At 33.7% G+C, this 11,142-nt stretch carries 8 protein-coding genes and 1 pseudogene; all 9 read right to left on the bottom strand.

Annotation, left to right across the window (positions count from 1 at the left end):
* Window positions 1-19: 19 nt before the first annotated feature.
* The 9 genes and pseudogenes from ACFO3P_RS14460 to ACFO3P_RS14500 all read right to left on the bottom strand — a co-directional run bounded on the left by ACFO3P_RS14460 (window position 20) and on the right by ACFO3P_RS14500 (window position 11,034).
* Window positions 20-1,027 carry a substrate-binding domain-containing protein gene (locus tag ACFO3P_RS14460; protein ID WP_379542464.1) on the bottom strand — a complete coding sequence of 336 codons (1,008 nt, stop codon included), beginning with the start codon at window positions 1,025-1,027 and terminating at the stop codon, window positions 20-22.
* 470 nt (window positions 1,028-1,497) lie between these two features.
* Window positions 1,498-2,121: a YesL family protein gene (locus ACFO3P_RS14465; RefSeq protein WP_379542465.1), complete on the bottom strand. Its 624-nt coding sequence runs from the start codon at window positions 2,119-2,121 to the stop codon at window positions 1,498-1,500.
* A 23-nt stretch (window positions 2,122-2,144) separates the two neighbouring features.
* Window positions 2,145-3,038, bottom strand: coding sequence for a carbohydrate ABC transporter permease (locus ACFO3P_RS14470; RefSeq protein ID WP_339179511.1), 894 nt, complete (start codon window positions 3,036-3,038; stop codon window positions 2,145-2,147).
* A gap of 12 nt (window positions 3,039-3,050) precedes the next feature.
* A complete protein-coding gene (locus tag ACFO3P_RS14475; protein ID WP_084613013.1) occupies window positions 3,051-3,905 on the bottom strand; it encodes an ABC transporter permease in 855 nt (284 codons plus the stop codon).
* Between the two features lie 310 nt (window positions 3,906-4,215).
* Window positions 4,216-5,892 carry an extracellular solute-binding protein gene (locus ACFO3P_RS14480; protein WP_332094402.1) on the bottom strand — a complete coding sequence of 559 codons (1,677 nt, stop codon included), beginning with the start codon at window positions 5,890-5,892 and terminating at the stop codon, window positions 4,216-4,218.
* Between the two features lie 196 nt (window positions 5,893-6,088).
* Window positions 6,089-7,825 carry a cache domain-containing sensor histidine kinase gene (locus ACFO3P_RS14485; RefSeq protein ID WP_226894996.1) on the bottom strand — a complete coding sequence of 579 codons (1,737 nt, stop codon included), beginning with the start codon at window positions 7,823-7,825 and terminating at the stop codon, window positions 6,089-6,091.
* 16 nt (window positions 7,826-7,841) lie between these two features.
* On the bottom strand, window positions 7,842-9,377 hold the full coding sequence (locus tag ACFO3P_RS14490; RefSeq protein ID WP_368901335.1) for a response regulator: 1,536 nt from the start codon (window positions 9,375-9,377) through the stop codon (window positions 7,842-7,844).
* Between the two features lie 280 nt (window positions 9,378-9,657).
* Window positions 9,658-9,783: pseudogene (locus tag ACFO3P_RS14495) on the bottom strand (LacI family DNA-binding transcriptional regulator); the annotation flags it as partial.
* Window positions 9,784-10,221: 438 nt separating this feature from the next.
* Entirely contained in the window at window positions 10,222-11,034 is an 813-nt protein-coding gene (locus tag ACFO3P_RS14500) for an SDR family oxidoreductase (protein WP_379542466.1), read from the bottom strand.
* Between the last annotated feature and the right edge of the window lie 108 nt (window positions 11,035-11,142).

Genomic DNA, 11,142 nt, shown 5'->3' on the forward strand with positions numbered 1-11,142 from the left:
AGTTTATCAAACTTATTATTTAAATTTTACTTTGAATACACCCGCATGTCTCTCCAATAATCAATTTATTCTTTAACTCCTCTGTCTTTTTATTTTCTCCGTTTTTTATATCTAATAACTTTTGTATTGCTTGCTCCCCTATTCTTTGAACAGGTTGCTCAATAATAGTGATTTGCGGATGTAAAAATTCCATCCATGGTTCTATATCAAATCCTATAACTGCAATGTCATCAGGAATTTTTTTATCTCTTTTTTTCAGCTCTCTATATGCTCCTAAAAGTAATTGGTTATTCGTAATGTAAACTGCTTCTATACGAGGATTTTGGTCCAATAATTTTTTCATTGCTTTCTGACCAGTTTCAATACTTCCGTCACCACAAGCTATAAAGTTGTCTTTTACAGAGAAACCAGCAGATTTCATTGCCTTCATATATCCCTGTTTTCGATCTTCCATAGAGGAAACTTCCGTATTTGCATAAATAATACCTATTTCTTTATAGGAATGTTCGTTGATTAGATGATTGACTGCTTCAACTGAAATTTGTTCATTATTTGTAGCTAACGTATATTCTTCCAGACCAGGCACTTTACGATCCAAAAAAACCATAGATGTGTTATTTAGATAGCGTTTTAATTTTTCCTTTGTCCATCCTTTTGTTGGTGCCATAATAATTCCTTCTGCTCTTTGTTGCATCAGAGAATCAAGAAATGACTGTTGTGCTTCTATGTCTTCCCCTGTACTTCCTACAATAATTTTCCAACCTAAGGCTTCTGCTTGAACCTGTATTCCATTAAGTACATCTGTAAAAAATGGATTATAACCAATGGTTAAAACACCAATTAATTGGCTAGAACCAGATTTAAGCTGGCGAGCGGATGCATGTGGTATATAACCTAATGTTTCAACAGATTTTAACACTTTCTCTTTCGTTTCTTTCTTTACAGATTTTGTACCATGTAATACATGCGATACTGTAGCTGTTGATAAACCGCAATGTTTACTTACATCTTTCAAAGTTACGTTCAAAAGACACCCTCTCCTAAATAAAAAAGTTAAACGTTTAATATTTAATTACATAATAAAGATATCGCTTTCAATTGTCAATAAATATCGAGATTTTTTATTCACTTATATAAGTTGAACTTAATATTTTACCTTTCGGCAACCGCTACAGAAAAACACTTCTTTTCCCATGGTAGTCTCTAGGATTTTTCTCCGCTGGTTACAGTGCTTATCCTTTAAATAAATAGTTAATTTTTAGACACAAAAGAAAGATTTATTAATTCACTTAATATTGATTGCAATAGTAAATGTCTCACTCTTCGGAGTGACACTATACAATGTTCGAATAGAATTTCTTAATAAGTTGCCTAAGTCAACTTATTAAGAAATTCAGCGAACTCTCCTGCTAAAATCTGACAGTTTATCAAAGGATTCGTTTAATATGCTAGAATTTTATTTATCTTTTACCAATACTATTTTCCAAAAATCTACTGTTAAGTCTCATACTTTTCAAATATTCTTCTAATCATAAAAGAGCTAACGTAAGCAATAAAAGAAAAACCAATAAAAATATCCATATATATTTTTACTACCAGCCATAATGGTGAGAAGAGCATTAACACTCCGGGTCCCAGTATAAAGACAATAATTAATAAAATAAAATACATATTGGCTATACTTATTTTTATTACATTTATACAAGCTTCTTTTATTGTACAGTTATAACGTGCAATATATGGAAAAATCAGTACAAGATATATACAGAAAATGGCCGAGAACATTACTAAACTCATTAAAATTATTGTTGAAAATTTTCCAGTATAAAATTGTAAAAAGAAATAGTTTAATGCTAGAATTATTCCGAATAAAGCTAAAAGCCCCCAAATAAGTGTACTTTGTTTGAAATTATTTTTGAATGCCTGCCAAAACCCGTTGATTAGCCCACCCTCTTCACCCCTAACCATTTTCAACGTAATTGAAAACATAGCAGTAACAGAAGCACCAATTGTTACAATCGGCAAACTGAAAAGGATAAACACTATATTTAGTAAAATCAATTCTACTACTCTAGATAAAAAATGATATACAGGACCGTCTATCCCTAAGATACTCCCCATGTTTTATTCCTCCCCAGTTGACACTATTCTTTAACAGATCCCACAACAATACCCGTTACAAAGTATTTTTGAAGAAAAGGATAAATCAATAATAAAGGAATCGTAGAAACTACTATTTTTGCTGCATTGAGATTCCGATTCTGTACTTCAGCAATATTCTGCAGCGCATCACTATTTGTACCAGACCTCACCAACTCAGAAATATCAATGGTAAGAGACTGAATATAGGTCATAATCGGATAGTTACTTACTTGACTCATATAAATAAGTCCTGTCATAAAATCATTCCAGTTACCTACAATACTAAACAATGCCACTGTTGCTAGAGCCGGCAAAGAAACCGGAATATAGACTTTAGTTAATATTTGCAGTGGACTGGCACCATCAATAATAGCTGCTTCTTCCAAAGATTTTGGGACACCGACAAAGAAATTCATAATTAAAATCACGCTAAAAATTGGTACTGCCCCCGGTAAGACTAAAACCCAAATGGTATCTAATAAATTCAGGTTCCTGATGATAATATAGGTCGGAATTAATCCGCCGCTAAATAACATGGCAAAAATAATGATGTTCATATAGATATTTCTACTCTTGAATTCACGTTTCGTTTTGGATAATGGGTAAGCCATTAACACAATTAATGTCAAGTTAATTACTAAAGCAAGCACCACGCGCTGTACAGATATAAAGAATGATCTCCAGAACTGTGCATCCTCCATAATCATTTCGTAAGCACCTGTTGAAAAATTGACCGGCGTAAGTCCAACTATGTTAGCCGCCACTGCTGCCCCGCTGCTGAAGGATATAGCAACGATATTCCACAAGGGTAATAGACATATTAACCCCAAAAATATAACGATAAGATAAATGATAAATTTTCCCATTTTCGTGGAGAGACTATTTCCTTGTATCATTTATACTCCCCCTTAGAATAATTTTCTTTCTGTGAATTTTTTGGCTATATTATTAGCTGACAGTATTAGAATCAAACCAATTACAGATCTAAACAAACCTACAGCTGCTCCAAAACTGTAATCACGTCCGACCAAACCTTCTCTATATACATAAGTATCAATCGTATCCCCAGTTTCATAAACCATTGGAGAATAGAGGTTATATACTTGATCAAAGCCGCCTTCTAGTACACTTGGGAGACTTAAAATGGCTAAGAGCAGGATAATCGGCAGCATCCCCGGTAAGGTAATATGCCAAACACGTTTCCACCAATTTGCTCCATCCATACTGGCAGCTTCATGCAAGCCTGGATCGATAGAAGCAATAGCAGCTAAATAAATCACGGAGTTAAAGCCAAACTCTTTCCAGACATCCGAACCAATTAATAAGGGCTGAAACCAGGTATTACTTCCAAGAAAATTAATTCTATCCAGACCGAACGAATCTAAAATTTGATTAACCGTTCCGTCCAAACTAAATAAATTGACCACAACCGTTGCCAAAACTACCCATGATAAAAAGTGAGGTAAATAAACAATAGTCTGTACAGATTTTTTAAGCAATTTCACACGAATTTCATTTAATAAAATCGCAAATGCAATTGCAAGCAGCGAACCAAAAATAATTTTCCCTAATGCAATTACAATTGTATTCCGAAACACTTTTCCAATATCAGGAAGGTTGAACATATAACTGAAATGTTCCAGTCCTACAAACTCTGAGCCAAAGAAACCTTTTGCCGGTACAAAATCCTGAAAAGCCATGATGATTCCAAACATTGGCGCAAAGCTAAATATAAGCAAAAAAATCATTCCTGGCGCTAGCATAGCGTGGTAGGTTAATTTCGCCTTTTTCACATCTTTCTTACGATCACGTGCAGGTGCAACCTGATTATTTATTGCCAACTTCTTTCCCTCCTTTAAAGAAAACTTGGTATTCGTTAAAGGGAGTCTTGAAAGCGTATTTTGCTTTCTTAGAATCCCTTATGCTCTGGAGTGCAAGCCTTTCGGCGAATGCCTTAGTTGCGCTTATACTTGGTACCTAAAAATTTTTACTACGTCGAATCACTTCTGCGCTAAAATTTTATGCTTTCCTAATGTGTAACAGAGGGGCTGTTGCTCAACCCCTCTTCACTATCTATTCTTGTTGAGTCAGCTCTTCTTCTATTTCATCCAGGATTTCGTTACCGCCTTGATTATGCCAGTTGTCAACAAACGTATCAAAATAATCAACCGGCTCTGCTCCTGTTATAATCTTAATAAAGTCTTCTTCTTCTAACTTTGTTAGATTAGCTCCTTTTTGTTCCATTGTTGGTGTGTTCACCACATAAGCTGCTTCTACCCAATTAAATCGTTCTTCTTCCGTCAGCTTGTTCATTAACCCCCACCCTACAATACGGGAATGATAGCTAGACCAGTTAGAAGTTGGTGCGTCCTCAGGATTTTCCGTATAATTTTCAATTCCATTTATACTTTGTCTAACTTGAGGATTAGTAATTTCTTCAACAGCCATCTCTTCATTCAAAACAGCTTGAACATCTTGATAATCATCCAAATATGTCTGCATTGGAAGAACTACGATGTTAAATGGTTTCGTTGAATCATCGACACCTTGTTCCAAATATTCTGCGACCTCAGGGAACGTATTTTCCATATCCTCTTCTGTTGTATTTTCAATGTCGTCATAAAATAAGTTCAACATTTCGACTGCTTTCTCTGGATGCTCATATCCTTTCCTGACAACGATAAAATTACTGCCTGTTGTTTTTTGTTCGGGTACATTTACTTTGCCCTCATCATCCGCTAATGCATAAGCTGTAAATCTTGCATCATTATCCATCTCTCTAATATTCGATAACCCCCAGTCCGGTATGTGCCAAGGGCCTGTTGCGATACCTGTTTGCCCATTTGTAAGCAAGGCCATAATGTCATCAAATGACCTCGTTCCAAATTGCGGGTCAATGATACCTTCCTCAAACCAGTCATTCATTAATTCAAGTGCTTGTTTTGTACCTTCTGATGTTGATCCATAAGAAATACTGCCATCTTCTTCTATTAAATATTTTTTAGGCTGTCCTTCATAAACCGCAGCAATAGAATTCATCGTAAATGATCCATAATCTCCTGCATTTAAATAATTTTCAAAAGGTACCCCAACCGGATTGCCAGAATCACCTGGATCATTTTCAATGAAAGATTTTGCAACTTCTTCCAATTCGTCCAAAGTAATCAGGCTGTCTCCATCTTCATCTATTGATAAATCTAATTCTTCTAACCAATCCTCACGTATCCAAACCATTTGCGGTGCTGCCAGAGACTCCGTTCCCGGAAGTGCCATAAGGCTGTCCTCAAAGGTCGCATCTTCTAAAGGCTGATTATCATAGGTGGCATAGGTTTCTTTAATATAATCACTCGCATTTTCTTCATATACATCGCTTAAATCTTCAATTAAATCATTATCGACTAAATCTTTCAGCTCCTCTCTGGAAACGATCATCATATCTGGTAAATCTCCAGAAGAAATAGCCAAAGCTACTTGCCTGTTATAGTCTTCTCCCTCTGCTTCGAATGCATTTCGAATCTCTATATCTAATACTTCTTCAGCTACACGAGTATACGCATTATCTTCAAAAGTATCCCCTTCAGGCAGTTTAGGATTGGAGCCTGTCGAACGGCCGATATTGATAATAGGCTTGCCATCTTCTGTTGTTGTTTCCCCATCATTGGAAGATTTCTGTACACATGCAGCTAATGTACTGGTTAGCATTAATAAGATTATTAGTAATTTAATATTTTTCAATGAATCCGTTTTCATTTTCTTGTAATCTCCCTTCATATTCTGTCTTTCTAGCAAAATCATGGCCATCGATTTCGTATAAATTTATTTTAATTGATGTTTGATGCATGGGAAATATCAAATAATCCGTTTTCATATACTATTTTCCGGAATATTTTATTATTTTCATGCTTGAATTAAAAAAACCCCACAACTATTTTGTGGAGTTTTTCTCCTATTCATCTACATGGTGAGACAATTGTGTCTCTCCATGAACAATTGGGATAACCAAAGTTACTTTCGTATAGTAATCCATTTCACTTTCATACTTTAAACCGTAAGAAGAACCATAAAATAATTGCACTCTATTATGGACATTTCTAACACCATATCCTTCCGTCTTGGTAGTTAAGATGGACTGTAGCTTCGTTGGTTCTATTCCTGCTCCATTATCAGTCACAGAAAATTCTAATGTATTTTCTATTCTTTTTAATTTGATCATCAATTTCCCACGCTCAGAACTTTCTTTATGGTCGATTCCATGATTAATAGCATTCTCCACTAATGGCTGTAAAAGTAAATTTAACATGGTATAGTGATAAGTTGATTTATCCAGTTCATAATGTACATCAAATGAATTGGAATGCATTAATTGTTGAATATTTATATAAGAAATCACATTTTCAAGTTCTTTCTCTACTTCTATAATACTTCTCCCTTTATTTAAAGTAGTTCGATAAAAGCTGGACAGGTGTTGAGTCATCTGGCTGATTTCTTCTTGTTCTGCCATAATAGCTTTACTATTAATCAATGAAAGGCTATTGTAGAAAAAATGCGGATTGATTTGCGCCTGTAAAGCTTTCATTTCATATTCTTGCTGGGCAATTTTACTTTTATATACCTGATTGATCATATTATTTAATTTATTGACCATATCTCCAAATTGTTTGATTAAGCTTCCAATTTCATCCGTACCGCTGTTAAAAACGGAGACTGTCAAATCTCCTTCTTCTATCTTTCGCATATTTTCCGATAGTTTTTCTAGTGGTCTAACCACTACTTTTGCCAATAAATAAATAGATAATACCATAATTAAAATACTTAATAAGATAACCAATACAACCGTTACTCTCATCGGAAGCGTAGCAGCTGAAATAATATCAGTCGGCCGATATAAATAAACAGTCCAACTATAAGAAGGTAATTCAGCTTGTTGAATGACAAAATCAGATTCAATGTTATCAACACCTTCTGCTGACTCTAATAATGAAAATTTACCTTCCAGACTTCTATCAGAAAATGTTTCATATGAATAAACAGGATTTCCGTCACTGTCCAAAATTGCGACACCATAATCCTCTTCAAATAAACTGGACATTGAGTCAAAAAATTGTTGATAATTTATTTCCATTTGAAGAATATTATTATACATTCTGCGTTCATCAAATATTGGATAAATCAGCTTAAATATTTCATCCTCCGATGAAGCTACCAGAGTTGGCCGATTCGAATCCTTAGTACTGTTAAACCAGCTATTTTGATTAATGTCTGCCAGCGGTCTCAGTAATTGATCATAAGGGTTCATTTGATTATCGGTATAAACAGTAATAGAATCAATATCCGTCTGTAAAGTTGGCGGGGTAGCCAATGTAGGAGCCAATGTATCATTATAAAACTTATACATTTCATAGTTGCTATCATACTCTGCAGTTAATCCATTTTTTATTTCTTCATTCCATACAATTTGATTAACTATGTTCAAATAATTATCGATTTTATAATCTATATTTAGAATGGACTGGTTTAATGCTTCAGAAAGATTTTCATTTTCACGGGTAACTAATGAATCTTGTATTTGGTAATACCACATACTTCCTAACGTCATAATAGGTAAGCAGCTGGCAACAATACAAATCAGTAATATTTTCTTGCGGAATTTTAAATTAATAAAGCCTTGTTTAAAAAGATTCATCTCATTCACTTCACCTCTACCTTCTTTTCATCTCCCGGTATTTTTGGGGACTGACACCTAAATGCTCTCTAAAAATTCTAATAAAATAGGAATCGTTTTTATAACCAATCACTTTACTTATAGTATTCACTTTCATATTGGTATTACTAAGCAATTCTTCTGCTTTATTCATCCTTACCTGTTTAATATATTTATTAATTCCTACCCCAGTATCCTGTTTGAACTTATCACTTAAATAACCAGGCGTTAAATATACTTTTTCCGCTAACATGTCTAAACCCAGGTCTTTTTCTATATTCTCTATAATATATTGTTTCACTATTTCAATGACATGCTTCGGTGAATTCTTTTCTTCTTCTAATCCTTTTATTACTTTCCTTTGTACTTCCAGTAAAGTCTGCTTGATGTCAGAGAAATGTTTATAAGAGTAGATTAATTCAATGTATCTATTCATGCTGTCTTTACTGTATTCCGGCATTGTCTGAAAAAATAACTGCAGCAGCCGGGCGAACAAGAAGCGAAGATAACCTTGTGCAGTATTCGTTCTTTTATCGTACTTTTGAATAATTAGACTTATCTTTTGCTCTAATTCTACTGTATCCCCTTGTTGAAGTGCTCTTTCGATTTCTTCTAATAAATATTCATCTTCTTTGTACTCTTTACTATCTGTTAATGGTGTATCAATTGGATAGATAAAGACATCTGAATAAAAAAAGCGATCTTTTAAGTAACCTTCTAACTCATTATACGTTTGAGCTATTTGGACTGGATTCTTCATATGATTACTTACAGAGAGAACACAATTGATGCCATATGTTTCTTGGATTTTTTGTTGTATTTGCATAGCAGCTTCCTTATATGTAAATGGTCTCCTTAAATTATCTTTAAATAGTAAGACGATTTGAAAAGGATTTAGATTAATTACGTCATATTTACTATCTAATGTGGCTCTCTTAATTACTTCATAAAAATATTCATTTTCTTCCTCAAACAAACTATCCAAAAAAGCAGTATCAGAATGGACAAGAATCATTCGATTATAGTCATTTAAAAAATCAAAATTTAAGAAAGGGTATTCATTTTTCAATATATCTATCGGTGTTTGATTTAATAAACGATATAGAATATGCTGTTTTATAAATAATTGATTTACTTCTCTTTTTTCTTGTTCCTCTTTACGTTTTCTAATATTCCTCATTACTTCTGTCATTGTTTGATTAAATTCTTCTGGTTTAACAGGCTTTAATATATAATTATCAGCTCTTAGCGTTAGCGCTTTCTTAACAAAATTAAAATCATCATGACCGCTAAAAAATATAATTTCTATATCATCATAGCGCTCCCTTACTTTCGTTGCTAATTCTATACCGTTTACAAAAGGCATTTGCACATCAGTAAGTAAAATATCAGCAGGGCTTCTCACTAATTCTTCAAAAGCTTCTTTCCCATTAGCCGCTTCTATTATTTCTAACTCGAAATCAAATTTTTTTAATAAAAAACGAATGACGTTTCTTTCATCTTTTTCATCATCTACAATTAGAATACGATACATCATCCGACCTCCTTTATTAAAATATAACATTCATTTAAAGATATGAACTATGTTTATTCTAAATTATCTTTTGAGAAAACTTCATAATTTACTATCATTTGACTGATGTATAACTTAAATAGGATAAATAATGCATAAAATAAATGAAAAAGAACCCGTTTCCGATAAAGTTAATAGTATCACAATTAACTACCGGAAAAGAGTTCTTATAATGGCTGCTTTATTTTTTAAATCACACTTTGTTTCAAACTAAATTAAAATTATTTAACAATCGAGAAGAACTATCCTTAATTGTCTGTTCAATCTTTTTTCTTGTTGCTTCACTGACATATCCATCATTTAAATATCTGGACACGGTGCTCTTTGCAACTCCTGCTTTTTCAGAAATATCTCGAATTGTGGCCATAATTTCTATCCTTTCAGCTCTGGTCATCTTCTATTCTTATTAGATATTATATCTGATTATCCTGCCATTTTCACTCATTGTATAATTTGCACTTGAATTATTCCTGGAATATTGCAGCCTTACAAATTCTTACCTACCACCGTATAGTCGTTGCAAATAAATAAAGCAATAAGCAATAATATAAGAAATTGCTCATTTAAGTGTTTTTAGCTTACCATTAAAGTTTATTTTAACTTTGATATGGACTAATTTTCATTTCTGTCATTTTCAAAATGACACCCAAAATACCAAATCACATTTATAGAGTGACTTGGTATTTTTAATAAATTAAATCTAATTATACTGTACGCTTAAAGATACATTAAATATAGGAATTAAGTAGATATTCATTATCAAATCTAAAACCAATTAAATAAATTAAACAACACTCCCCCCTCTTTAAGTCCTCCATCGTGCAAATCCGCCTTCTGAATTTATCACCTGCCCTGTAATCCAGGACGCTTCGTCAGTTAACAGCCAGCTTATGAGATTAGCCGTATCACTAGGTTCCCCAAAACGATTAAATGGGAATTTACTTCTTACCTCTTTCCATTTACTTTCTGTTAAATAACCTGTGTCTACTGGACCAGGATTCACTGTATTAATTGTAATATTTTTATCAGCTAATTCATCAGCTAACGTAAGGACGATTTCTGCTAATCCGCCTTTTGCAGTAGCATAAGCCACTTTTCCGGGCATCGGACCTTGCTGCTGTCCGGAAGTCATAAAAATAATCTTCCCAATATTTTTTTCGGATGAATGCTGTTTCATAAATGATTGGGCAAGCAGCAGCGAAGAACGTGTATTTATAATATAGTGTTTGTCAATCATCTCTGCCGTTAGTTCTTCTAAAGGTCCATCGGAACCACTCAAGGCATGATTACAAACTAGAGCATCTACATGTCCGCAGTGCTTTTTAATTTCTTTAAATAATTCCTTAGGAGCAGAAGCATCCATAAAGTTGCCTTTGAACTCATGAAATGTTGCGTCTTCTACAAGCTCTGCTTTCACTCCCTCTATCACAGCATCTAAGTCGTCAGCTCCCCAATCCTGCTCTCGATCATGTGCTTGATAATGGTGAATAATAACAGTAGCCCCAAAAGCAGCTGCTTTTCTGGCTATAGCATATCCTATTCCAGCCCGTCTGCTGACCCCTGTAATCAAGATTTTTCTACCTTTTAAAGGATATTGTTTCCTTGTTAATTCGCTCATGACTTTCTCCTTGTATATTATATTTAGAGTTTTTATCTTCCGATTTTTAATAGGAAACTCTATGAACCAAAGTAATTTAGTTAGATATTAACTCAGTTTTTCTGAGAT

The sequence above is a fragment of the Oceanobacillus aidingensis genome, from assembly GCF_042654105.1.
Taxonomy (GTDB): Bacteria; Bacillota; Bacilli; order Bacillales; family Amphibacillaceae; genus Oceanobacillus; species Oceanobacillus oncorhynchi.

Bases quoted from the DNA above. Each gene is read 5' to 3' on its own strand.
- ACFO3P_RS14465 (WP_379542465.1), bottom strand. From the start codon at position 2,121: ATGGGGAGTATCTTAGGGATAGACGGTCCTGTATATCATTTTTTATCT.
- ACFO3P_RS14470 (WP_339179511.1), bottom strand. From the start codon at position 3,038: ATGATACAAGGAAATAGTCTCTCCACGAAAATGGGAAAATTTATCATT.
- ACFO3P_RS14490 (WP_368901335.1), bottom strand. From the start codon at position 9,377: ATGTATCGTATTCTAATTGTAGATGATGAAAAAGATGAAAGAAACGTC.
- ACFO3P_RS14480 (WP_332094402.1), bottom strand. From the start codon at position 5,892: ATGAAAACGGATTCATTGAAAAATATTAAATTACTAATAATCTTATTA.
- ACFO3P_RS14485 (WP_226894996.1), bottom strand. From the start codon at position 7,825: ATGAATCTTTTTAAACAAGGCTTTATTAATTTAAAATTCCGCAAGAAA.
- ACFO3P_RS14475 (WP_084613013.1), bottom strand. From the start codon at position 3,905: ATGCTAGCGCCAGGAATGATTTTTTTGCTTATATTTAGCTTTGCGCCA.
- ACFO3P_RS14500 (WP_379542466.1), bottom strand. From the start codon at position 11,034: ATGAGCGAATTAACAAGGAAACAATATCCTTTAAAAGGTAGAAAAATC.